Raw genomic sequence first — 22938 nt, forward strand, 5'->3', positions numbered from 1 at the left:
AACAGCCAAAGTGTCGGCAACAGTAACAGGGAGCAAATATTGGACAAATTCGATCAAGCTATTATCACCGCGCTTCGCCAAGATGCTAGGCAAAGTATCTCCAGTATTGCTGACACAGTAAGTCTGTCACGTAGCGCCGTTTCTGAACGTATAAAAAAGCTTGAATACACAGGCATTATTCGTGGCTATCAAGTACTTTTAAGCGAATCTCAAAAAGAGGGAGTGTCAGCCTATTTTGAGATCCAGCATCGCTGTCCTCGCTGTGCCGATGTGGTACACGTGTTTCAATCCATACCTGAAGTGGTCACTTGCCGGGGTATCACCGGCGACATGGACCTGCTCGTTTATGTTCAAGCCGACTCAATGCGGCGACTGCATGAGATTCGTGAATATATCGATGCACAAACCGATATCATCAAAATAAAAACCCATGTGGTAATGAGTGAGTGGATAGATAATCGCGGCTAATGCCAAAGCTTATTTAAGCGCAATAAGCCTGCGCTCGGTAACAGTTTATGAGGCCAGTTTCCCTTACTATTAAGTTCAAGATAAACTAATACAATCATTCTCTTGGCCAAGCTACTATGCAGATTGAAAAAACAGCCGAACTAAATCTCCTTTGGGGCTCGCTCATACTTGAAGAGCTAGCACGTCTGGGCGTACAGCATGTGTGTATGGCTCCAGGCTCTCGCTCTACCCCCTTAACATTGGCAGCGGCAAAGCAGACCAAGTTAAAACAGCATCTGCATTTTGATGAACGCGGCTTAGGCTTTCTGGCATTAGGATTAGCCAAAGCGAGCCTCGCGCCAGTAGCTATTATCACCACCTCTGGTACCGCTGTCGCCAATCTTTATCCTGCAATCGTAGAAGCTTGGTTAACTCATGTCCCGTTAATCGTTCTTTCAGGAGACCGGCCACCAGAACTGCTTGATTGCGGTGCCAATCAGGCCATCGTTCAGCCTGCGATATTTGGTAATTATGCTCAACAGGTAAACCTGCCCACACCCGATCAGAGTATTCGTCCAGAGGCTCTATTAACCACGCTAGACAATGCTATTGCCAATCAATCTCAGCCGGTACACATCAACTGTATGTATCGCGAGCCGCTTTATCCGCAGACCATGAGCGCGGATTTTTCAGACTATTTAAGCACCTTAGGCAATTGGCAACATGTCTCACAGCCTTATACCCAATATGGCAAACCTAAGTTAGAGAGTGCGCCGACAGCCGATGCATTAGCTAGGTTTGTGCACGGCAAAGGCGTGATCGTTGCTGGCACCTTAGCAGCCCATGAAAAACCAGAGTTGATTGTCGAATTGGCACAGAAGCTCGGTTGGCCAATACTCACTGATGCACAATCACAACTGCGTCAGCACTGTGCCACCATAGGCAATATAGATCAGCTACTATTGCAACCTAAGGCTATCTCTCTACTTGAGCAGGCTGACAAGGTTTTGGTATTTGGTGGGCGGCTATTATCAAAACGACTCATAGCATTTCTTAGCGAACATAAATGGAAAAGCTACTGGCAAGTATTACCTCGGCAGCAGCGCTTAGATCCGAGTCATACCGCTAAGCAGGTGTGGTTATGTTCTATCAGTGCCTTTAGTAATTTGCCATGGCCACGTTCATCGCAGGCAAACTGGTCAGCCTCCCTCACCACACTCAATGAAAGACTCGCTACGCTGTTTGAACAACAGATCGATAATGGTGAATTTGGCGAAGCCCAAGTGATACGTAGCATTGCAACACAAACTGACCAGAAACTGTTCATAGGAAATAGTTTGCCAATCAGGCTCTATGATATGTACGCACCTATCTCCAGTACTTCGGCTCAGGTTTACACCAATCGTGGAGCATCGGGAATTGATGGTCTATTGGCTACCGCCTGTGGTGTCGCGGCTCACAATAAGCAGGCGACAACGCTGATTATTGGCGATATTTCTCAACTGCACGACCTGAACTCGTTAGCTATTGCAGCACAACTAACGAGTCCGTTGGTGATCGTGGTGCTCAATAATGATGGCGGCAATATCTTTAACTTACTGCCCGTTCCAGATGAGAAACTGCGCAATGACTATTATCGACTCGCCCACGGTTTTGAGTTTGGTTACGCCGCCGCTATGTTTGGTTTAGCCTATAATCAAGTTGATGACATTGTCAGTTTTAATGAGGTATACCGTGATGCCATTGCCCATCCTGGTGCATCAGTCATTGAAGTGACCGTTGCCCAAGACCAAGCCAGTACACAAATTGCCCGCCTCGCCTCATGGATAAAGCAAAGCTAATGCTTGCCGTGAGGTGTTATGGAGACTCAAACCAGCCTAACTTAGTGTTGCTGCATGGGTTTCTCGGGGACAAGGCAGATTGGCACGACTTAATGCCTAGACTGAGTCGGCATTTCCACTGTGTCTGTATCGATCTCCCTGGACACGGAGCCAGCCCTCACATCGAGCTAGTCTCTCCAGGCTTTGAACAAGTTGCACAGCTGATCCAACAAACCTTAGCAGGTATTCATATCGATAAGTTTCACTTGCTTGGCTATTCGCTAGGTGGTCGCATTGCCCTGCACCTAGCAAAACTATTTCCAGCACAATTACTCAGTGTCACGCTAGAGTCTTGCCACCCAGGTTTAACCATCGAAGCTGAAAAACATGCACGCTTACAAAGCGATCAACAATGGCATCAGCTACTAACAACTTGCCCTATTTCAACATTTCTCGCACGCTGGTATCAACAAGGGGTTTTTGCAGACTTATCGGAGGTAGCTCGAAGTAGACTTATCGAACGTCGCCAACATAATAATCCAGCCGCATTAGGCGCAATTTATTTAGCAACTTCTCTCGGTTTGCAGCAAGATTTGTCAAATATTCCTAATCAATCAGCAATAAAATGGCATTATTTTGTCGGAAAAGATGACAGTAAGTTCTCAAACTTAGCACAAGCATGGCAACAGCAAGCAAGCATCACACTGCACCACTTCGATAACGTGGGTCACAATGTGCACTTAGCTAATGGGCAAGCGTTTTGCGAACGGCTTATCCAGCAACTCATACAGGATACTCAATGAACCTTACTAGCCTAACGCTGCTGCGTTACCAGCTCCCCTTGGACAAACTACTGCCAGTAGGCAAGCATAGAATCGACACTCGCGAAGGCTTGGTATTACAGGCGACAAGTGGCGACCAACAGCATTCAGTAGAGATTGCGCCCCTGTCAGGCATTGATATCGATGGGCAAGCATTAGGTGGGTTTAGCCAAGAGAGTCTACAGGAGGTCAGTCAGTGTCTACTCGATTCGATGGAGTCACTGATCAATCAGCCAATCGATAAGTTATTAGATCTTGCTGAGCAAACAAACCTTCCCTCCATGGCCTTTGGACTCAGCTTGCTCCATGCCAAGCTGAAGGGGCATCTCAGCCATAGTCGACACAATCTTCACAACTCAATTCCTTTACTCTATCGCCGCCAAGATGAACCCATTGAGTATCTAACTGAGCGAGTGAGCCAACTAGCCCCCTCTATTCATCGCGTTAAAATTAAAGTGGGTCAAACCTCAATGGAAGATGAGATCCAACTGATCCATCACGTACTTGCCATTCGCCCAGATCTTAAATTGAGACTCGACGCTAACCAAGCATTTGAGCTAGAACAGGCCATAGAGTTTTGTGCCTGCTTACCACTAGATGCCGTGGAATATATAGAAGAGCCCTGTAAAAAAGCGACTGACAATCAACATCTGTTTAACGCTATAGGTATTCCTTACGCCTTAGACGAGAGCCTAAATGATCCCAATTATCAATTTTCGATGTTACCGGGGTTAACAGCATTAATATTAAAGCCCATGTTGATTGGCAGCATTGAACACTTGCAAGCACTTATCGATACGGCACATTCTCATGGTGTAAGAACCATCATGAGTTCTAGCCTAGAGACTAGCTTAGGCATTGATGCACTGCGAGTGTTGAGCCAAGCATTAACCCCTGACGAACCGCCAGGGCTCGATACCTTGTCCGCATTTAATTGCGATCTGATTGTCAGCAGCGGTAAAGTACGCTGTTTGAGCGCTGAAGAGTTGACCTTGCTCAGCCATCTTGAGGCGGAGATCTAAGGTGACCCCAACATTGTCCCCCCTGCATTTATGCGCTCAGCAAACGCCAAACGCAACCGCTATTTATGTGTGGAATGGCCAGCAATATATCTGCCTCACCTACTTAGAATTAAGCCAAAAAGTCTGTGCAATAGCCAGCCAGATTAAACAACAAGGCCTAAAAGAAGGTGATCGTTTAGCATGTATAGACAATAATTCGGTTGAGTTAATTGTTCTCTATTGGGCATGTATCGATACTGGCGTGCTATTTTGTCCGCTCTCGGGCCGTTTTCCTCAGCAACAGATCGCCGAGCTAGCAGTGTTATATCGCCTTAGCCATTTCTGGGCGTCTGCAGATTTTTGTGCAAAATGTCCTGACACTTGTATCGTATTAGACTTCAGTACTGATGCTTCCTCCCAAGCGCCAACAGTCAACCTAGATACGCCCTGTAATGCCATTTTAACGTCTGGCAGCAGTGGTCAACCTAAAGCCGCCGTGCATTGTTTAGCTAACCACATTGCCAGTGCACAAGGCTCAAGCCAGCTTATCGAGTTAACCCAAGACGACAACTGGCTACTGTCACTGCCATTGTTCCATATAGGCGGATTAGCCATTGTGAATCGCTGCGCAGTGGCTGGCGCAGCGCTCACTATTGCAATGACAGGTGTCGACATGGTGGAGCAACTGAGCGAAATAAAATTGACCCATCTATCACTCGTTTCGACTCAACTGGTTAGAATATTGCGTCAAGATGCCAATGCGCTGCAAAACATTAAAGCCCTATTACTCGGGGGGGGCGCTATTTCTTCTACCCTGCTCGAACAACTTAAGCCACTCAATATTAACGCCTATACCAGTTATGGTATGACTGAAATGAGTTCGCAAATTACGACAGGCCTAGCCACCACCAAAGGAAGTAGCGGTAAGCTACTGCCCAATCGGCAACTGAAAATTGTCGACCATGCTATTTACGTTAAAGGCGATACTTTGTTTCTCGGCTATCTAACCTTTGATGGACAAAGTGGACTACGGCGAGAATTAGATAAAGACGGCTGGTTTGCCACTAAAGATCTCGGCTACTGGGATCAACAAGACGATTTAGTGATCACTGGCCGAGTAGATAATATGTTCATTTGTGGCGGAGAAAATATTCAGCCCGAAGAGGTTGAAGCAGCCCTTAAGCGCCACCCGATGATTAGCGATGCTATCGTATTTCCGATGAAAGATAGCGAATTTGGCCTACTACCCGCCGCAATCGTGCAAGGTACAATGCCAGACGAAGCTGAGCTAGAGAGTTTTATCAGCCAAACACTTGCGCGCTTCAAACGCCCAAGGTATTACCTGCCTTGGCCAGAAGTGGAAACCATTAGCCTTAAAGTATCTCGCAAGCAAATTATACAAGCTGCATTGCATCATAAAGAGAGCTCCTAAACCACTTGCAAAGTCATATGGGATACAACGACCTGAATAGGTCACAAACCTTTAAGGTAATAGTTGTAGCCCCCTAACCCCGGAGGCATAATGCCACCGATGTAATCTTGGCAGCGCCAATTAATGGCTCTCCTCATTGATAGAATAGCGATGACACTAATACGATCTCTCGGTCAGCAATGGACGAAAGCGACCTTGGCACACAGGCTAAATTTAAGCTTGTTGCACTCAACTAACGTGCAGCAACTTTTTGCAGGTGCAACCTCATTAAGCACGGTAACTCATTCTGTAGCGGCTTTAGTTTTTACCCAAGGCCAACCAATTTGGTTGCCGCCCATGGATAATACTTCAGAGCAAGTTTTATCCTCTGAGCTAACCCTACATTGTTTATTTGAAGCGAGTCGATTACTGTTTGTTAAAGAGTTAAATCAAGGCCAATTGACACAATCTGAGCACCTGATATTAGCAATAGCCAACCAATGGAGCACCGAACTCCAAGAAAGAGATAGTGGCAATGCAAACAGTCACTTGCCTGCCGACAAGGTTCAAAATGAACAGCGAGATGACGATATGCTCAGCGACCATAGCAGGCAACTATGCAATTTATTAAAAACAATAAATACTCAGCTTGAAGCGGCTCGCAGCCAACAGCGCCAAGCCAATCGTAATATGGGGCTTAACCAATCAGTATAAGAGAGTGATCTACTCAGCGAGTTATTGCGCCTTTGATGCAGTGTTAACCAGCTTAAACGTAGAGTGGCTATGTTCTTCACTCGTTGCAATCAACAGGGACCTTGTGAATACCCTTAATGAAGGAGCAATTTAGGGCCTTGCCTCAGAATCGCTAAACTCTGGCTCAGCGACCATACCTTGACATTAATTGGCATGACAGATGAAAGAGCTAAACGCTAGACATAAAAAAACCTGCTAGATAGCAGGTTTTTATTTGCAATAGGCAGATTAAACTTCCATGCGCCCTTTGAGCTTATTCATGGCGTTCTTTTCAAGCTGCCTGATTCGCTCTGCCGACACCTGGTAAGTTGCCGCGAGCTCTTGCAAGGTCGTTTTCTCTTCATCTAACCAACGTGCTTGTAAAATGTGTTGGCTACGCTCATCAAGGGTCTTGATTGCTGCCAACAGTCGCGTCTGGTTATCGGCTTCTAAGTTGTCATTCTCAACTTGAGAAGCAAGATCTGAAGAGTGATCTTCTAAATAATGAACTGGTGAGTAATCTTGATCGTCATCGTTGTCGCTTGCTAGATCAAATGCTGGATCTTGCGCCGCCATACGTGATTCCATTTCAGTCACATCGGCTTTCGATACACCTAGGTTCTCAGCGACCATAGTCACTTCTTCATCGCTAAACCAACCAAGACGTTTCTTTGCTTTACGAAGGTTGAAGAAAAGCTTACGTTGCGCCTTAGTTGTAGCAACTTTAACGATACGCCAGTTTTTAAGCACGTACTCGTGAATTTCAGCTTTAATCCAATGCACTGCAAATGAGACAAGGCGTACGCCAACATCAGGATCAAAACGTTTCACCGCCTTCATCAAGCCAATGTTACCTTCTTGGATAAGATCTGCCTGTGGGAGACCGTAACCAGAGTAACCTTTAGCGACATGAACAACAAAACGAAGATGAGACATAATCAACTGCTTCGCAGCCTGAATGTCACCAGTCTCTTGCAGGCGCTTCGCTAACTCATACTCCTCCTGTGGCTCCAACATGCTAATGTTGTGCGCAGAATGGATATAAGCCTCTAAACTACCACTGCTTTGAGGGACAACTAGTGCCATTGATTGCGTTTGACTTGTCATTAACGCTCCTACTTCTTATCTCTAAAAATTTAACTCATTTTAACGCTTGTCGCCCAGAGTACTGGGCGCGTGTCCGCATGATAAACGCTGTTATACAAGGACAAGCTGATGAACTATCGGTGATCTGCCAGTCTATGTCAACAGATGCAAACGAACAGTCACTAATTTCAACCAAAATTATAGACATTGCAAATGAACATTAGTTCATCAAGCTGATTTTGACTTGGTTAAGAGGGCTCAATCGCGCGCAAGTGCTGGCGCACAGAAAGGTAAGAGCCGAGCCAACCTAAGAAAGATGCAAGCATCACTAACTGCCCCAATTCTACTAATGTTAGCGACTGCATCTCTAAGCTACTACCGTATAAACCTAACAGCTGGGCTAAAGCGCCATCGAGATACCAAACCAGTAGGTTGATAATCACCCAGGCCAAAATTCCACCAATAATCCCATACCAGATACCAGTATAAAGAAAAGGTCGCTGAATGAAGCTTTCTGTTGCGCCCACCAGCTTCATCACTTCAATCTCAGTACGGCGATTCATAATGGCCAAACGAATAGTGTTACCTATCACTAGCACCACAGCCAACACCAATAAGGCGGCTATCGCCAATACCGTTCGCTCTAGTAGACGCACAACCGCTTGCAGGCGCTCTAGCCACTCGATATCGAGGCGGCCAAAACTTACCTCCGGCTCAAGTTCGAGCTTTTTAAGTAACTCACGCGCCCCATTTGGGCTGGCATATTTGATACTAGGAGTCACCATCACGACCGCTGGCAACGGGTTTTCATCTAGGTAAGCCAAAGCCTCGCCGAACCCAGATAGACGCTGAAACTCCTCTAAAGCCTGATCGCGATTGATATAGTTAACTTCGCTGACTTCCGAGTAGGCACTAATCCGACTGATAAGGCTTTGTATTGTGCGTTCACTGCGCCCTTCATCGATAAACAACGAGATTTCGGCAGCACTGTTCCACGATTGAGTGATCGTTTCCGCATTCTTAACCAGTACCTGCAATGCGGCGGGCAAACTAAGGCTGACACCGAGGACGGCCATGGTCATTAGCGATGACACAGGATTACGCCATAACTCCCCCATGCTTCCCATGGCATGTTGAATGTGGCGGATAAAGAACATCACAATTCTACCAGTAAACGGTAACTTGCTGCGCACCAATTGAGGCTTTTGACTCATACCAGGCTCCTTAAGTCGTCGCAAACGGTGTGTGAGTCGCTAGTTCGTCCCCACCTAACACTCGTCCCTGCTTCAGGGTTAACGTGCGGTACTTCATTCGCGCGATCAATCCTAAATCATGGGTAGCTATCAGCACTGTGGTCCCCGCATCATTGAAGGTTTCAAATAAACGAAGAATATCCATCGACAACTTGGGATCTAAGTTACCTGTCGGTTCATCGGCTAACAGCAGTGGTGGTTTATTTACAATCGCGCGAGCAATACCAACGCGTTGCTGCTCACCACCAGATAACATAATAGGATAATGGCGCTCTTTACCATATAAGCCAACCATATCTAACGCAGCCAATACGCGTTTCTTAATCTCATGTAGCGCAAACCCCTCTATCACAAGAGGTAGAGCAATATTGTCAAAGACGCTGCGATCCATTAGCAGATGGTGGTTTTGGAAAATCATGCCGATATCACGGCGAAGGTAAGGCACATCTTTAGGACGAATAGCGGCAATATCATGACCATTGATTGATACGCGACCAGCATTGGCACGCTCAATCACGGTGATCAATTTAAGCAGGGTACTTTTACCAGCCCCTGAATGACCAGTTAAAAACGCCATCTCTCCACGCTTCAAGTGAAAGCTCACATCAGTGAGCGCCTTCTGTCCACCTGGATAAACTTTGCTTACCTGCTCAAATCGAATCATAAATACCCAATCTCAGTGATACCAATCTCACTAATACATAGCACACATCGTTAATTTAACTGGCACTAAAGTTATGCATTTTGCATCAACATATCGCCCTCATTTAGTGGGCGAATATCCATTATGACGCTGACTCATCACCTTCATGGCTAAAGAGTGCATCGACAAAGTCTTTTGCATCGAATGGACGTAGATCATCAATCTGCTCGCCCACACCTATGTGTCTAATAGGTATACCAAACTTATCAGCAATCGCAAAGATAACACCACCTTTTGCCGTACCGTCTAATTTACTGATGGTGATGCCTGTTACACCTACGGCTTCTTTAAACAGCTGCGCTTGACTAATCGCATTTTGACCAGTACTTGCATCTAAGGTCAACATCACCTCGTGCGGTGCCGACTCATCTTGCTTCTTCATCACTCGGACCACTTTTTTCAGCTCGTCCATGAGGTGCGCTTTGTTTTGCAATCGACCCGCTGTATCTGCAATCAAAATGTCGACATTACGTGCGCGAGCCGCTTGCAGCGCATCAAACAATACTGACGCACTGTCTGCGCCAGTGTGCTGTGCGACAACAGGAATATCATTACGCTGTCCCCACACTTGCAGCTGCTCTACTGCCGCAGCGCGGAAAGTATCCCCAGCTGCTAACATGACAGACTTACCCTGTTTTTGATACTGCTTAGCAAGCTTACCAATAGTGGTTGTCTTGCCGACACCGTTGACACCCACCATCAAAATAACGAAAGGCCCTTCACTGTTTTCAGGCACTAATGGGATGCTGACTGGCTCTAATGTCTTTTGCATCTCTTCACGCATCAGTTCATAGAGGGCTTCACCATCTTTAAGCTGCTTGCGGCTAGCTTGCTCAGTTAAGCTGCTAATCAAGCGCGTGGTTGTTTCAACGCCAACATCGGCGATCAGCAGCTGCTCTTCTAACTCTTCAAAGAGATCATCATCGATCTGCTTGCCTTTGAATAGGCCAACAAAACCGCTACCAATATTTTCACTTGTACGCTTTAGACCACGCTTAAGGCGGGCAAAAAAACCCTCTTTGCTTGGCTTTTGTTGTGGCTCAGGCTGTTGTTCATTCGCAACATCCTGCTGCTCTTCCGCTAAACGGGCTTGCTCGGCCTGCTCTGCAGCCAAACGGGCTTGCTCTGCCTGCTCTGCAGCCAAACGGGCCTGCTCTGCAGCCAAACGGGCCTGCTCGACCTGTTCTTCAGCCAAACGGGCCTGCTCGGCCTGTTCTTCAGCCAAACGGGCTTGCTCTGCCTGCTCTGCAGCCAAACGGGCTTGCTCGGCCTGCTCTGCAGCCAAACGCGCCTGCTCGGCCTGCTCTTCAGCCAAACGCGCCTGCTCGGCCTGTTCTTCAGCCAAACGGACTTGCTCTGCCTGCTCTTCAGCCAAACGGGTCTGCTCTGCAGCCAAACGGGCTTGCTCGGCCTGTTCTTCAGCCAAACGGGTCTGCTCTGCCTGCTCTGCAGCTAAACGGGCTTGCTCGACCTGCTCTGCAGCTAAACGGGCTTGCTCGGCCTGCTCTGCAGCTAAACGCGCTTGCTCTGCCTGCTCTGCCTGCTCGGCCTGCTCGGCGACCAAGCCGCCATTATCATGTTCGCTTTTAACAGACTCAGTCGCAGGAGCGTCCGATGAATCACCTACTTCAACTTCTGGCGCCGCGACTTCCTCTTTCGATTTGTCTTTACGGAACCAGGAAAAAAAACCTTTCTTTGCCATGTGTAATACCAGTACTCAACTAACTGATTTAAAATTCGGTATAAAGTCATTTTGCGCCCGTCATTATAACCAGATAGCGGACTCAAATATGCAGAAAAACGCACCATTTTTATGCTTATTCCATGGGCGTTGCACCATTGGAGCTTGCTTTGAGTTAAAATAGTGACTTTAAGCTAGCGCTACAGTCTATCACTTTCTCTTGGCAGGCTAAAACGCGCCCCTAATTTCACCACATTTACAGGTATGAGATGGCTAAAAATCAACCATCAAGCGGACAAGTTCGTATCATTGCAGGACAGTGGCGCTCACGTCGTTTGCCGATTCAAGATTTAGAAGGATTACGTCCGACAACAGATCGCGTCAGAGAAACGCTGTTTAATTGGTTAGCAGGCGATCTTGTGGGGGCCCGCGTGCTCGACTGTTTCGGCGGCAGCGGTGCATTATGTTTAGAAGCCCTGTCTCGCTATGCCAAATATGCCAAAGTGTTTGAGCTTCAAGCCAGCGCTGCCAAACAGTTGCAACAGAACTTAGTGACCCTAAAATGCGAACATGCCGATGTGATCAAAGGGGATACCTTAGCCTTATTAGCAACCCCGCCTGACGATCGGTTTGATATTGTGTTTATCGACCCGCCATTTCGTAAAGGCCTAGCAGAACAAAGTGTTGTGCTGCTCGATAGTAATCAGTGGCTTAACAATAATGCTCAAATATATGTTGAGACAGAGAGTGAGTTATCACACATTAGGGTCCCCAATAATTGGGTGCAGTTAAAAGAGAAAAAGGCAGGTCAAGTGATCTACCGTTTGTATCAATATCAAGCATAAACCACGCTATTGAGCCAATCTGTATAAAATTCGCAATGGTTGTGAAAAGAGAGTAGATGATGAAATTTATAATTTTAGCGGGTAAAGCCGTCACGCTATTTGCTTGGGGAGTGATGCTTTATAACCTTGTGGCGCCGGTAGAGGGAAATATTGGCTTATTACTCACGATTTTGCTCGCCATCACTGTGGTGATGCACAGCCTACAGGTATTGATTTTTCACACGCTTTTTAAAAGCCTGCTCCCGCTTAGTAAAGCGGCCTATCTGCAAGTGCTGCTGTTTGGTGTATTTAGCCTACTCGACTATCGCCAACAAGTACTGGCATCTGAGAAGTAATAGCAACAATTTCGGCTCTCAACTGAAAACAAAAAAGCACCGAGATCGGTGCTTTTTTATGGGAGCCTGTTTACTATTATATCGGTAGACGGCCTTGATAAGTTATAGGGTAGTAGCCTTGGCTATCTTTTTTACCAAGGAAACTTAGCGCCTGCTTAAGATCGTTTGGCTGTGCGTCGGTTTCTCTCACCTTCGCGGTCACCTGAATCTGCTTATCCGCTTTGAGCAGCGCATGACCCGTCAATCCTAGTGGATTCATGGTTTCATCAGAGGCAATTTTTATATTACCATCGACACAGCTTAAGCCCACCGCCATATCACCAAGTGGATATTGACCAAACTGGTTATTGACCTGCAACCCCTGGACAAACAACTTACCTACTAGCTGTTCACACCAAGGTAAGCCTTGCTCTAGTGTTTGTACCATCAGGCTAAAGTGGCCGTCGACTTTCGTTCTAAAAGGTAAACGCGCATTACCGATTAAGAAATCACTGGGGGCTTCAAATCTTAAGTCTGATGCATCGACACCTGACATAGAGAGTGATACGAACCCCTTGCCATTCGCGACACTCGCCCGATTACCAATTACAAGATCTAGGTTAGCTTTACCTAACAGCAGCCCCCATGGGCTTAACTGCCACTGAATCAATTCCAACTGACGTTTTTGCACCGTTAGTGCATCAATATTGCCTGACCAGATGGTACCTGACACACCACTTATCACGATATTTTTGGGCAGCGGCGCCAATTTAACGGCTAGGCTGGCGGGAAACAAGGCGATTAAAAAAACCAGATAAACCGCGACACCAATTAATACTTTTTTAACTAGACTCACAACGACACCTTAAAACCACTAATTACTGCGACAACTGAATACGACGAACTTTCACCAAACCTGGTGTATCGGATTGAGCTAGATCGATATTTTCAAGCGACAGCCCTTGCTTTTGCACTAAGTCACTCAAATAACCCAAGAGTGAATCAAACGGCACTTCGTCCATCCACACCTGAATTTTTTTGCCTTGCGGCTGCATTCGCGTGATCTCAAGCCCATAGGCTTTTGCCGACTGAGTCACCGCGGCACTTAAACTGCCCGAAAACCCCTTTTGACCACCCGATTGCTTCAAACCCGCTATCTTATTGGCAGTCTGTTTAACATAACTTAAGGTATTTTGTTGCGCCTGTAGTGCGCGTTCAGCATCGGCTTCAGCACCACTAATCGGTGCCCAAATCCCCCAATAAAGGATCCCTATCGCTAACACGACACCACCCACAGACACCATTTGCTTTTCGCGCAGAATTAACCCATTCCACCAAGTCTTAATGTTTTCCATCTTACTTGCTCCTCAGGGTTAAGGTGCTAGTCACTTCATCGTCACTGCTATTCATGGCACCAGAATCAACCGCGAACTGTGCTGCAACAATCTCTTTAAACTGCTCTATCTGTGCATAACTCTTAGCGGTGATCTGCATGCGCAGTTCATTACGGCCGCTGTCGAAGCGCAAACTGGTCGGCTTTAATGCCGGCACTTTAGCAAATGCGCCACTCAATCCATCCAGCATAGTGAAAAATGCCGTACCACCGCCTGAACCTTGCAGACTGCGTAACTGACTTTCCATCAGCCGCACATTGACGACACGAGAACTGCCGACAACCTGCTTAAAAATCGCTTCACTCTGAGCTTGTAGACGATCACGCTCGACATTCATTTCATGAATGTTTAGCCCTTTATTGACCAGCGACAGCACAATCGCAATACCGATGACAATGGCAGCATTGCGCCACAATAATACGTGTTTGCCATATTCACGCTTTGGTGTGTAAACGCCAGACAGTAAATTTAAAGGCGCATTAAGTATGCCTTTAGCCAAAACTAACATAGGTAGATCTAAAGGCTGAGCCTTGACTTCAACGCCGTCGATATCAAAATCACTATAGCTAGCTAAGGTTATGGTTTCATCTTGCTCTTTGGCGGCTAATTTAGGCAGGGTGGCTTGAAACCAAGTGGCATCAAGGCATACACCACCGCCTTGGCTGGTACGCAACAAGTAGTCTTGGCCAAACTTCATCGCCGCCCACTGGCATTGCGCTAATGGCAAGGCCAAACAATCAGGTACTACCTGCTTGGCTTTAATGCCCGCATCGCTTAACCAGCTCAGCCAGTTTTGCATCTGCTCATGGGCAACAACCGCCACGCTGAGGGACTCGCCATTGCGAGGACCCGTGACAAAATGCAGCTCATCAACGTTTTCGGCGAGGTTCTCTTCCAGCATAAAGGGTAATGCTTTGACCGCTTGGCGTTGACCCTTCTCAGGCAGCTGCACCGACGTTAACGTAATAGCAGAAGATGGCACTAAGATGTCGACCGGACGATTACCCGCTCGCTCAGTTAAGGTCGGCAAAGCTTTGGCATCCGCGAGTTCTCCTGATGCGATGATCTCTTGCTCTTGCTCGGACCACACTAGCCAAGAGCAGCTGTCCTCTATGCTTCTTCCTAAACGGATAAATAGTCGTTCACTCAATGTCTTTCTCCACAAGTCTCATTAAGTTGCTCTCAATGAGCTTGTCTTATTCTACATAACCTGTTGTGCCTAACGGCACCAACAAGCTGATTATTTCTGGCCGCCATATTGGCGCGTCAAGATATCAAGCTGATTGCCACCAGCCACTCGCATCACACTTTCCATGCGAAAAGTAGCGCCATCAACCTTGGCTCCAGCTTCCAATAAAAAGTAGCTGCTTTTCAGGCTAAAACTCGACTCCAAATTCTTCTCAGTGCGCAGGCTAGAGATAGAGCCATTGGCCCAAAAATCCTCAATGCTGTCATAACCATCGCCAGGACGCTGGTTAATAATGCTTTCTGCTTCTCCCACACTGATCTTATTGTCAAACATCCCCGCCAACAGCGCCGCATGTTCAACCTCAATGGTGTTAACATTCAATACTTGTCTGTCATTCCCTGGGATTGCACAGATATAGGGAGCAAGCTTAACGTAAATATCTTGGCTATAGCCAATCACCGCACGCAGTTCACTGCGATGATTCATTAAGGTGTTGGCCGCTCGATAAGGAATAGTGCGCGATTCATAATCCGCATCCTCTGCCCCAAATGGGCTGGCGACCGTATCCTCGTCAATATAATCTTTAAGGGTGTGCGTTAATCGCTCCGCAGAGAAATCATCCATCCCCAGTGCAACAAGCAGTCCTTTATATTGGGTGGCTGCAAGTGGCAGTTTAGGTTGACCATTTTCAACCTCTTTGGTCTCTATCGATAGGGCATTAATATTAAAACATGCCTGCATATCGCTAATTCGCCCGCCTATCTCTCCGAGCTCAGCGGGAAAGACCACATCGGCTTGCGCCCAATATTGCTGGCGATGCACCTTGCCTTCATCGGCATCATCTAGATCTTGCTTCAATACTTTTTTAGCTAACTCTTCGGCCGAAATCGCATACCAATAAGCTTGATCATATTGTGCCAAATTGATAGTACGACGCACTGATATCTGATTACGACTATTAATATTGGTGGCGATGATTGCAATCATCGCCACAATAAGCAGTACGACAATCAGTGCAACACCGCGCTGCTTTTGAGGAGATTTAATCAACACCGTCTCCCCTCTTACGACCATTCTCGTCGTCATCATTCGAGTTGCTGTCGGTGTCACTAGTCCCGTCGTTGTTCTCGTCGCCTTTGTCGTTGTTATTGCCGTCGCTATCGTCACTCTTAGCGACACTGGCACCTAATGGCAGCAAAAACTTCCGTTGTATTCTACCTAAACCTTCGACCTCAACCTCCATCGCAATGGCTTTAGGCAAAGAGGTGGCGTCAATCTTACGCTCCCATTTATCTTCGACAAAAAAGGAGTATTCCACCGATAACACATCTCTAATGACGATGGTTTTAATTGGCTCAGCGCCAAACTCGGGCTCAGGATAGGGAAAGTACCAACGCTCTAAATTATTGTCTTGCACCACATAGGCGACTGACTGCAAACTGCCTCGCGGCAAAATACCATCGGGGTTGAGCCAACCAATACGATAAAACACAATCGCCTCTGACTCCGAATCAAACAGGTCCGATCCGGTCTGCAACACGGTATTACCTCGTCCACCCTCTAATAATCGCGGTGTGCGGGCGACCATCTGGCCAAAATCGCGCTCTAATGCCCCAAAACCTTGCTGCATCGATTTGAGCTTAGTTGCAAACTCTTCGGTCGCGACATCATTTTGCATCACGGTATGCAACACTGAGTTTGCTGCGAGTCCTAGCATGGCGAAAATGGCAATTGCCACGAGCATCTCTAACAGGGTAAACCCCTGTAAACGCTTATTCTGTTTTGAGCACATAACTGCTGACCTGGGCAATGATACGGCCGTAACGCTCATCATCACTGACACTAATACGTATCATACGAAAGTTGTCATCGGTGGTTTTAATCACCTCTTTACGCCAAAACCACTCTTTATCGGCCAAATCGACGCTGCCCTCTTTTTTACCCAGCTCGGGAAACTTGCCTTCAAGGCGCGCATCAACCATCTGGTTGCTGGCGACCCATTGAGCCAAGGTGCGTTCTTCCAATATCGGCATATTCGCGATTTGGTCGCCAAGACTCTTAGTAATTGAGACCGCGGCAATAGCAAAAACAGCTAACGCCACGATCACTTCCAACAATGTCATGCCCTGTAGATTGTGCTTCACACCACTACCTCGATGCTTAAACGACACATGCCACATTGTCCAAGCCGCTTAGTGGTCACTATGGTTGGTAACGTTTTGACATTTAATAACCTAATCATCAAATGCATCGTCTCTCCCCAGAGTCAAACGCCCTAATGCATCGCCAATCACCAAGGCTTCTATCTCATTGCCCCTTTCATCTTTACTGACAAACGCCAATTCAAAAGAACTCATCTCACCGCTAGGAAACAACATCACTTGTGGTTCAGGAAACTTCTTCTTGTCTTCAGCCGATGGCTCTATAAGCGGCTCATCAAACCAAGAGTCTTGCTCCTCGTCCTCTTGCGATAATGGCATCCCCTCTAGAGTAAGATGCATCTGCACGTCATATTCCATTTCACGAGCAGCGAGTAATCTATCTTGCTGTAACGGTTTCCATTTGCCCTCATCATAAAAGACAAACTCATAATGATCTTTGTCGATGACAATGCCGATAAAGTGGCCGCTTAGTACGGTTTCATCTAACACCAACTCGGTGGATGCCATAAACTGGCGGGCAACACGCTCAAGCGCTTGCTGCTTATCGGCTCCACCTGTTGTAAAGGTCACCGCAGATGCAGCTAACCCCATTATCAGTACCACTAGTAGCACTTCCATTAGGGTAAAACCAAACTGCCGTGACATCTTCATTTACTCAGACTCTACTTATTGGAAGTCTTGTAGGTTCCAGCTACCGATATCATCTTCGGTACCTGGCTGGCCATCAGGGCCCGCACTAAAGATATCAATTTTACCTTGTTCACCAGGGCTCAACAGTAAGTAGTCATTTCTCCATGGATCTTGCGGAAGACGTTTCACGTAACCATCTTCACGATAGTTGCGTGGCTCAGGTGAGATGGTTGGCTTCTGTACTAAAGCCTCTAACCCTTGCTCAGTGGTCGGGTAGATACTGTTATCCAAACGATACATATCGAGCGCATTTTCTAATGCAACAATGTCAGATACCACTTTCTGTTGGTCAGCTTTATCCTTGTTACCCATAAGATTAGGTACAACCATAGAAGCAAGGATCCCTAAAATTACAATAACGACCATCACTTCTAATAGGGTAAAACCTTTTTGCTTGTTTCTTACTTGCATTAATACTTCCTCTATAAAAAATGCCCCAACGCCTGAGCGTTAGAACCCTGTGATTTGATGCAATACATCAACCACTGATCATGTTATTTAGTTCTAAAATCGGTTGCAGAATCGCTAATACAATAAACAGTACCACTGCTGCCATACTGACCACCAATAATGGCTCAAACACCCCTAAGGCGATGTTAACGTTAGACTCAAACTCTCTGTCTTGGTTATCTGCAGCGCGCTCTAGCATCTGCTCCAGCTGACCACTTTTTTCACCTGAGGTGATCATATAGAGCATCATTGGTGGAAAAAGTTTAGTGTTGGCTAATGCCGCCCCCAAACTGGTTCCCTCACGCACTCTGGCTGTGGCTTCTTCGACCGCAGCTCTAACTTTCACGTTCATCAATACTTCACTGGCAATACGCATGGCATCCAGTAGTGGCACCGAACTGGCCGTTAGAATACTCAATGTTCTGGCAAAGCGCGCAGTATTAAGGCCTTTGCTGACGCGGCCAATCACGGGCATCACCAACATAGCCGCATCAAATTTCATTCGGTTAGCGGGACTACGCAACAGCTGTTTCGCTGCAATAAACAGAGCGACGATAACTCCCAGCACAATCACGCCGTAGTCACGAATAAAGTCAGATGAGGCAATCAACAATTGGGTAGTCCAAGGTAACTCTTGCCCCATATGCTCAAACTGGCCGACAACTTGAGGAACAACCGCCGCGAGCAAGATAGCAATCACACTGATCGCGACCACTGTGAGTACCACAGGATAGATCATCGCCTGAGTCATTTTACTCTTTAACTGCTGACGACGTTCTGTGTAATCCGCCAAACGATTCAATACCACTTCAAGATGGCCCGACTTTTCACCGGAGGCCACCATGGCGCGATAGAGATCGTCAAAAATATGAGGGAACTCTGCCATTGAGTCGGCAAGGCTATAACCTTCGACAACACGAGAGCGGACTGCCATAACCATGCTAGCAAGGCGATCTTTTTCACACTGCTGACCGACCGCTTTCAATGCTTCTTCAACAGGCAAGCCCGCCGCCACAAGTGTGGCGATTTGGCGAGTGATCAATGCAAGGTCGGCCACCGATATGCCACGCTTGAAACTGAAGCTGGCAGACTTAGTCTTAGACTCTTTTTCAACAACAGGCGTGATTTCAAGCGGCATTAGCCGCTGCTCTCTCAACTGACCACGAGCGTGACGCGCCGTATCAGCTTCGACAACCCCTTTTTGCTGTTTACCTTTGGCATCTAATGCCTTGTACTCAAATGCTGGCATGATTTACTCCTCGCGAGTAACGCGCAGCACTTCTTCTAGGGTAGTCACCCCTGCAAGCACTTTACTCATACCATCATGACGAATACTGGGCACAGACAGACGAATATGTTTTTCAATCGCTAACTCGCCGCGTCCAGTGTGGATCAATTCACGAACATGATCATCGACCACCAAGAGCTCATGGATACCAGTACGACCGCGATAGCCATTGTTTCCACAAGCTGAACACCCATTGGCACGATAGATGGTGTGTGCCTCATCAGGCTCTATGCCTAATAGTTCACATTCACGCGCATCGGGTGTGTGTGGTGTCTTACACTTAGGACATAAGGTCCGGATCAGTCGTTGCGCTAACACACCCAATAGACTCGATGAGACCAAGAAAGGTTCAACACCCATATCTTGTAGGCGAGTAATCGCACCCGAGGCTGTATTAGTATGCAGTGTCGAAATCACCATGTGACCCGTCAATGAAGCCTGTACAGCAATTTGAGCTGTTTCTAAGTCACGGATCTCACCAATCATCACCACGTCGGGATCTTGACGTAAGATTGCACGCAAACCACGGGCAAAGGTCATATCAACCTTAGTATTCACCTGTGTCTGGCCAATACCGGCTAACTCATATTCAATGGGATCTTCGACGGTCAGAATATTGGTGTCGATAGAGTTAATTTCAGTCAACCCAGCATACAAGGTCGTACTCTTACCCGACCCAGTAGGACCGGTCACCAAAATAATACCATGCGGCTTACGGATAAGTTCATCAAACTGGTGACGAATGGCATCTGTCATACCGAGCTGTTTGAGGTCAAGGTTGCCGGCATTTTTATCCAGCAGACGCATCACCACACGCTCACCATGGCTCGATGGCATTGTCGAGACACGCACATCGACCGCACGACCAGCGATACGTAATGAGATACGACCATCTTGCGGCACACGCTTCTCTGCAATATCCAGACGTGCCATCACCTTGATACGAGAGACCAAGAGCGACGACAGCTTACGGTTAGGTTTAAGCACCTCTTTGAGTACACCATCAACACGGAAACGCACCACAAGTTGCTTCTCGTAGGTTTCGATGTGGATATCAGACGCTTCCTCTTTGATCGCTTCAGACAGTAGGGCGTTGATCAATTTAATGATCGGTGCATCATCATCCCCCTCGAGCAGATCTTCTGTTTGTGGTAACTCTTCAGCCAGTGTAAACAGATCCATCTCGTTGCCAATATCTTCCATCAGCTGTTGCGCTTCAGAAGAGTTAGCTTGATAAACTTGGGTGAGTTTGGCTTCAAACACATTCGCGTCAAGTTGGCTTAATGCCAATTCCTGCCCCGTATAACGGCGAACCTCTAACATCGCCTCCAATGGCGTTGTCGCCGTGTGATACAGTGTTAATGCACCATCTTGGGTTTTGTCTAACACCAATTCAAATCTGTGGGCAAACGCAAACGGCAAGCGCTCACGGCTACTTGAGTGAAAAACTTCATCGGATTCGGCCTCTGAGGCTAACCCAAGTTCACTCGATACTTGGGCTAACTCATCATTCTGAGCGGCTTGAAGATCACTCATCGGTCGCATCTTGCTGTTTGTTGTCAGAAATATGCTTGAGTGCAGGGTCAGTCTCACGCATCTGCGTATCTAGCCCTTTGCCATCTTTATAACGCTGCAGCACGTCATTCACTTCTGGTGGCAGGTACGCTTCTTGATTCCACTCTTCCAGAATCGGAACATCGGCACTTGGCATCAAGTTAACGCCACGCTCTTGTTGTTCAAGCTGTAACGCGCGGAAATAGTTGTACTTACGGCCAGCAATGCCTTCCATGGTGATACCGTCACGGATAATGGTCGGCTTAATAAACACCATCAGGTTTTTCTTTTTCTTACCGCTTGAAGATGACTTGAACAAGTGGCCAATAACCGGAATATCACCGAGGAAAGGCACCTTCTGCACGCTCTCTTGTACTTCTTCGTTAATTAGGCCACCTAGCACCACGATTTGACCTGAATCGGCCATGACAGTCGTGGTTAAACGACGAGTCGCAAAGGTGACATCGACACCTGTCTTACCATTGATGCCAGAGACTTCCTGCTCAATGGTCAACTTAACTGTGGTGCCTTCGTTGATCTGTGGTACGACTTTAAGTTTTACGCCCACCTCTTTACGCTCAACCGTTTGGAAAGGATTACTGTTACCGTTACTGGAATTCTGACTACCTGTCAGAATAGGCACTTCGTCACCAACGATAAATGAGGCTTCTTGGTTATCCAAGGTGGTGATAGAAGGCGTTGCAAGTACATTTGATTTTGTGTCGCTCGACACAGCTTGGATCAGCGCGCCAAAGTCACCCATCGCCACGCCCCACGCCATACCATTGACTTTGCCTAACGCCTGAGCAAGTAGTGTAATGTCACCTTTTTTATCTGGATTTTTCTTATCATACTCACCAGTGATCGGATCCCGAATATAATCACCTTCTGTAGGCTGAGCTTGCCAGATACCCGCACCAATCTCACCGATAGTTGGACCTAAGTTATTAAACTGGGTACCGCCACCTGCTTCGGTCGCCCATTGAATACCAAAGCCTACATCATCGCCTTCAGAGACTTCGACAATAATGGCTTCAACTAATACTTGCGCGCGGCGAATATCTAACTGGTTAATGACACTCTCAATGGTACGCATCTGATCCGGTTCAGCGCTGATCACCAAGGCATTGGTATCGGCGTGAGCCATAATATTGATCTCATTACGGCGCTTGCTGCGGCCCCCCTGAGCTTGCCCACTATCTTGGTCGCTCGCCAACTTTTCGGCAAAGCCAGTTAACACCTCAACTAAATCTTCTGCCTTGGCATAACGCAAGTAGCGTACTTTGGTGTTGCCTGTTGTGGCCTGTTCAGCATCGAGCTTCTTAATTAGACTAACAACACGTTGGCGGCTCTTTTCATCACCACTGACCAACACGGCGTTAGTGCGCTCATCGGCAACCACTTTAGGCGCTTGGCCTGGAAGTTGTGACTGATTGGCAGTTGAGCGGTAAAGCGTATCGATAATACGCACCATTTCACCGGCAGAAGCAAACTCAAGTGGCACCACTTGTACTTCGGTATCACCTTGCTTGTCGACACGGCGAACAATCTCAACCAACTTGTTTACTACAGCTGCACGGCCAGAAATCATCAAGACATTGGAAGGGTCGTAGTTAACTACGTTACCGCCCCCAGCATTGTCATTAAGTTGACGTAACAGTGGTGCGAGTTGTTTTGCTTCAGTGTTATACAGAGCAACAATACGGGTTACCATCTCATCGCCAAGGCCTGGCGCGTCATCATCGGCAACGCGAATCGCTGAAGTTTTAGCATCTTTATCTTTGATGATTTTGATGATGTTGTTGTCCATTTCGACAACCGCATAACCATAAACCTGCAATACGTTTAGGAAAAATTGATAATACTGCTCATCATTAAGTAAGTCGTAACTGCGCACGTTAATCTTGCCGCGAACCGTTGGGTCAACGATGATGGTGCGATTCAAATTTTTACCAACAATGTTGATAAACTCTTGGATGTCCGTACCTTTAAAGTTAGCCGCATATTGCTCAGACCACGCAAGTTGCGGTGCCAGCAAAGACGCCCCCATCACAACGCCAGCGATAAGATTGCGGCGAATATTGTTATTATTCATTT

23 protein-coding genes are annotated in these 22938 nt (G+C 47.1%); 8 read left to right on the forward strand and 15 right to left on the reverse strand.

Annotated elements, in window-relative coordinates; translation table 11 throughout:
- The first annotated feature begins 39 nt into the window (after nucleotides 1–39).
- The 6 genes from BEL05_RS06110 to BEL05_RS06135 all read left to right on the forward strand — a co-directional run bounded on the left by BEL05_RS06110 (nucleotide 40) and on the right by BEL05_RS06135 (nucleotide 6214).
- Nucleotides 40–468 carry an Lrp/AsnC family transcriptional regulator gene (locus BEL05_RS06110; protein WP_069670613.1) on the forward strand — a complete coding sequence of 143 codons (429 nt, stop codon included), beginning with the start codon at nucleotides 40–42 and terminating at the stop codon, nucleotides 466–468.
- Between the two features lie 116 nt (nucleotides 469–584).
- Nucleotides 585–2288 (forward strand): 2-succinyl-5-enolpyruvyl-6-hydroxy-3-cyclohexene-1-carboxylic-acid synthase, encoded by a 1704-nt coding sequence (gene menD / locus BEL05_RS06115; RefSeq protein ID WP_069670614.1) that lies wholly within the window; start codon nucleotides 585–587, stop codon nucleotides 2286–2288.
- Nucleotides 2270–3070: a 2-succinyl-6-hydroxy-2,4-cyclohexadiene-1-carboxylate synthase gene (menH, locus tag BEL05_RS06120; protein ID WP_245686951.1), complete on the forward strand. Its 801-nt coding sequence runs from the start codon at nucleotides 2270–2272 to the stop codon at nucleotides 3068–3070. The genes menD and menH overlap by 19 nt, the downstream gene beginning before the upstream one ends.
- Complete coding sequence (menC, locus tag BEL05_RS06125; RefSeq protein WP_069670615.1) at nucleotides 3067–4110, forward strand: o-succinylbenzoate synthase; 1044 nt, start codon at nucleotides 3067–3069, stop codon at nucleotides 4108–4110. Before menH ends, menC begins: the two co-directional genes overlap by 4 nt.
- A 1-nt stretch (nucleotide 4111) precedes the next feature.
- Nucleotides 4112–5521 (forward strand): o-succinylbenzoate--CoA ligase, encoded by a 1410-nt coding sequence (gene menE / locus BEL05_RS06130; RefSeq protein WP_139151832.1) that lies wholly within the window; start codon nucleotides 4112–4114, stop codon nucleotides 5519–5521.
- 150 nt (nucleotides 5522–5671) lie between these two features.
- On the forward strand, nucleotides 5672–6214 hold the full coding sequence (locus BEL05_RS06135; protein ID WP_028763663.1) for a hypothetical protein: 543 nt from the start codon (nucleotides 5672–5674) through the stop codon (nucleotides 6212–6214).
- Nucleotides 6215–6481: 267 nt separating this feature from the next.
- Here the strand turns inward: BEL05_RS06135 and rpoH are convergent, their stop codons facing one another.
- The 4 genes from rpoH to ftsY all read right to left on the reverse strand — a co-directional run bounded on the left by rpoH (nucleotide 6482) and on the right by ftsY (nucleotide 10976).
- On the reverse strand, nucleotides 6482–7339 hold the full coding sequence (gene rpoH / locus BEL05_RS06140) for an RNA polymerase sigma factor RpoH (protein WP_028763664.1): 858 nt from the start codon (nucleotides 7337–7339) through the stop codon (nucleotides 6482–6484).
- A 227-nt stretch (nucleotides 7340–7566) separates the two neighbouring features.
- Entirely contained in the window at nucleotides 7567–8532 is a 966-nt protein-coding gene (ftsX, locus tag BEL05_RS06150; RefSeq protein WP_028763666.1) for a permease-like cell division protein FtsX, read from the reverse strand.
- A 10-nt stretch (nucleotides 8533–8542) separates the two neighbouring features.
- Nucleotides 8543–9235 carry a cell division ATP-binding protein FtsE gene (gene ftsE / locus BEL05_RS06155; protein WP_028763667.1) on the reverse strand — a complete coding sequence of 231 codons (693 nt, stop codon included), beginning with the start codon at nucleotides 9233–9235 and terminating at the stop codon, nucleotides 8543–8545.
- Nucleotides 9236–9356: 121 nt separating this feature from the next.
- On the reverse strand, nucleotides 9357–10976 hold the full coding sequence (gene ftsY / locus BEL05_RS06160) for a signal recognition particle-docking protein FtsY (RefSeq protein ID WP_069670617.1): 1620 nt from the start codon (nucleotides 10974–10976) through the stop codon (nucleotides 9357–9359).
- A gap of 248 nt (nucleotides 10977–11224) precedes the next feature.
- On the opposite strand from ftsY, the gene rsmD reads away from it, so the two are divergent.
- Both rsmD and BEL05_RS06170 read left to right on the forward strand, forming a co-directional pair.
- Entirely contained in the window at nucleotides 11225–11800 is a 576-nt protein-coding gene (gene rsmD / locus BEL05_RS06165) for a 16S rRNA (guanine(966)-N(2))-methyltransferase RsmD (RefSeq protein ID WP_037428352.1), read from the forward strand.
- 59 nt (nucleotides 11801–11859) lie between these two features.
- Nucleotides 11860–12135 carry a DUF1145 domain-containing protein gene (locus tag BEL05_RS06170; RefSeq protein WP_069670639.1) on the forward strand — a complete coding sequence of 92 codons (276 nt, stop codon included), beginning with the start codon at nucleotides 11860–11862 and terminating at the stop codon, nucleotides 12133–12135.
- A 76-nt stretch (nucleotides 12136–12211) separates the two neighbouring features.
- Here BEL05_RS06170 and BEL05_RS06175 read toward each other — a convergent pair whose 3' ends face one another.
- From BEL05_RS06175 to gspD, 11 genes are all read right to left on the reverse strand, one after another.
- Nucleotides 12212–12970, reverse strand: coding sequence for a type II secretion system protein N (locus tag BEL05_RS06175; RefSeq protein WP_028763671.1), 759 nt, complete (start codon nucleotides 12968–12970; stop codon nucleotides 12212–12214).
- A gap of 22 nt (nucleotides 12971–12992) precedes the next feature.
- A complete protein-coding gene (locus BEL05_RS06180; RefSeq protein ID WP_028763672.1) occupies nucleotides 12993–13469 on the reverse strand; it encodes a type II secretion system protein M in 477 nt (158 codons plus the stop codon).
- A 1-nt stretch (nucleotide 13470) separates the two neighbouring features.
- Nucleotides 13471–14658 carry a type II secretion system protein GspL gene (gspL, locus tag BEL05_RS06185; RefSeq protein WP_069670618.1) on the reverse strand — a complete coding sequence of 396 codons (1188 nt, stop codon included), beginning with the start codon at nucleotides 14656–14658 and terminating at the stop codon, nucleotides 13471–13473.
- 90 nt (nucleotides 14659–14748) lie between these two features.
- Nucleotides 14749–15747 carry a type II secretion system minor pseudopilin GspK gene (gene gspK, locus BEL05_RS06190; protein WP_394229749.1) on the reverse strand — a complete coding sequence of 333 codons (999 nt, stop codon included), beginning with the start codon at nucleotides 15745–15747 and terminating at the stop codon, nucleotides 14749–14751.
- Nucleotides 15740–16489 carry a type II secretion system minor pseudopilin GspJ gene (gspJ, locus tag BEL05_RS06195; RefSeq protein ID WP_069670619.1) on the reverse strand — a complete coding sequence of 250 codons (750 nt, stop codon included), beginning with the start codon at nucleotides 16487–16489 and terminating at the stop codon, nucleotides 15740–15742. Before gspJ ends, gspK begins: the two co-directional genes overlap by 8 nt.
- Nucleotides 16470–16841 (reverse strand): type II secretion system minor pseudopilin GspI, encoded by a 372-nt coding sequence (gene gspI / locus BEL05_RS06200; RefSeq protein WP_028763676.1) that lies wholly within the window; start codon nucleotides 16839–16841, stop codon nucleotides 16470–16472. The genes gspJ and gspI overlap by 20 nt, the downstream gene beginning before the upstream one ends.
- A gap of 90 nt (nucleotides 16842–16931) precedes the next feature.
- Nucleotides 16932–17510: a type II secretion system minor pseudopilin GspH gene (gene gspH, locus BEL05_RS06205; protein ID WP_028763677.1), complete on the reverse strand. Its 579-nt coding sequence runs from the start codon at nucleotides 17508–17510 to the stop codon at nucleotides 16932–16934.
- Nucleotides 17511–17525: 15 nt separating this feature from the next.
- Complete coding sequence (gene gspG / locus BEL05_RS06210) at nucleotides 17526–17960, reverse strand: type II secretion system major pseudopilin GspG (protein ID WP_069670621.1); 435 nt, start codon at nucleotides 17958–17960, stop codon at nucleotides 17526–17528.
- 67 nt (nucleotides 17961–18027) lie between these two features.
- Nucleotides 18028–19248: a type II secretion system inner membrane protein GspF gene (gspF, locus tag BEL05_RS06215; RefSeq protein ID WP_069670622.1), complete on the reverse strand. Its 1221-nt coding sequence runs from the start codon at nucleotides 19246–19248 to the stop codon at nucleotides 18028–18030.
- A 3-nt stretch (nucleotides 19249–19251) separates the two neighbouring features.
- Nucleotides 19252–20823, reverse strand: coding sequence for a type II secretion system ATPase GspE (gene gspE, locus BEL05_RS06220; RefSeq protein ID WP_028763680.1), 1572 nt, complete (start codon nucleotides 20821–20823; stop codon nucleotides 19252–19254).
- Entirely contained in the window at nucleotides 20816–22936 is a 2121-nt protein-coding gene (gspD, locus tag BEL05_RS06225; protein WP_028763681.1) for a type II secretion system secretin GspD, read from the reverse strand. Before gspD ends, gspE begins: the two co-directional genes overlap by 8 nt.
- Nucleotides 22937–22938: the final 2 nt, after the last annotated feature.

The organism is Shewanella colwelliana (assembly GCF_001735525.1).
Lineage (GTDB): Bacteria > Pseudomonadota > Gammaproteobacteria > Enterobacterales > Shewanellaceae > Shewanella > Shewanella colwelliana.

Bases quoted from the DNA above. Each gene is read 5' to 3' on its own strand.
- menD (WP_069670614.1), top strand. From the start codon at position 585: ATGCAGATTGAAAAAACAGCCGAACTAAATCTCCTTTGGGGCTCGCTC.
- menH (WP_245686951.1), top strand. From the start codon at position 2,270: ATGGATAAAGCAAAGCTAATGCTTGCCGTGAGGTGTTATGGAGACTCA.
- menC (WP_069670615.1), top strand. From the start codon at position 3,067: ATGAACCTTACTAGCCTAACGCTGCTGCGTTACCAGCTCCCCTTGGAC.
- BEL05_RS06135 (WP_028763663.1), top strand. From the start codon at position 5,672: ATGACACTAATACGATCTCTCGGTCAGCAATGGACGAAAGCGACCTTG.
- rpoH (WP_028763664.1), bottom strand. From the start codon at position 7,339: ATGACAAGTCAAACGCAATCAATGGCACTAGTTGTCCCTCAAAGCAGT.
- ftsX (WP_028763666.1), bottom strand. From the start codon at position 8,532: ATGAGTCAAAAGCCTCAATTGGTGCGCAGCAAGTTACCGTTTACTGGT.
- ftsE (WP_028763667.1), bottom strand. From the start codon at position 9,235: ATGATTCGATTTGAGCAGGTAAGCAAAGTTTATCCAGGTGGACAGAAG.
- ftsY (WP_069670617.1), bottom strand. From the start codon at position 10,976: ATGGCAAAGAAAGGTTTTTTTTCCTGGTTCCGTAAAGACAAATCGAAA.
- rsmD (WP_037428352.1), top strand. From the start codon at position 11,225: ATGGCTAAAAATCAACCATCAAGCGGACAAGTTCGTATCATTGCAGGA.
- BEL05_RS06170 (WP_069670639.1), top strand. From the start codon at position 11,860: ATGAAATTTATAATTTTAGCGGGTAAAGCCGTCACGCTATTTGCTTGG.
- BEL05_RS06180 (WP_028763672.1), bottom strand. From the start codon at position 13,469: ATGGAAAACATTAAGACTTGGTGGAATGGGTTAATTCTGCGCGAAAAG.
- gspJ (WP_069670619.1), bottom strand. From the start codon at position 16,489: ATGTGCTCAAAACAGAATAAGCGTTTACAGGGGTTTACCCTGTTAGAG.
- gspH (WP_028763677.1), bottom strand. From the start codon at position 17,510: ATGAAGATGTCACGGCAGTTTGGTTTTACCCTAATGGAAGTGCTACTA.
- gspG (WP_069670621.1), bottom strand. From the start codon at position 17,960: ATGCAAGTAAGAAACAAGCAAAAAGGTTTTACCCTATTAGAAGTGATG.
- gspF (WP_069670622.1), bottom strand. From the start codon at position 19,248: ATGCCAGCATTTGAGTACAAGGCATTAGATGCCAAAGGTAAACAGCAA.
- gspE (WP_028763680.1), bottom strand. From the start codon at position 20,823: ATGAGTGATCTTCAAGCCGCTCAGAATGATGAGTTAGCCCAAGTATCG.
- gspD (WP_028763681.1), bottom strand. From the start codon at position 22,936: ATGAATAATAACAATATTCGCCGCAATCTTATCGCTGGCGTTGTGATG.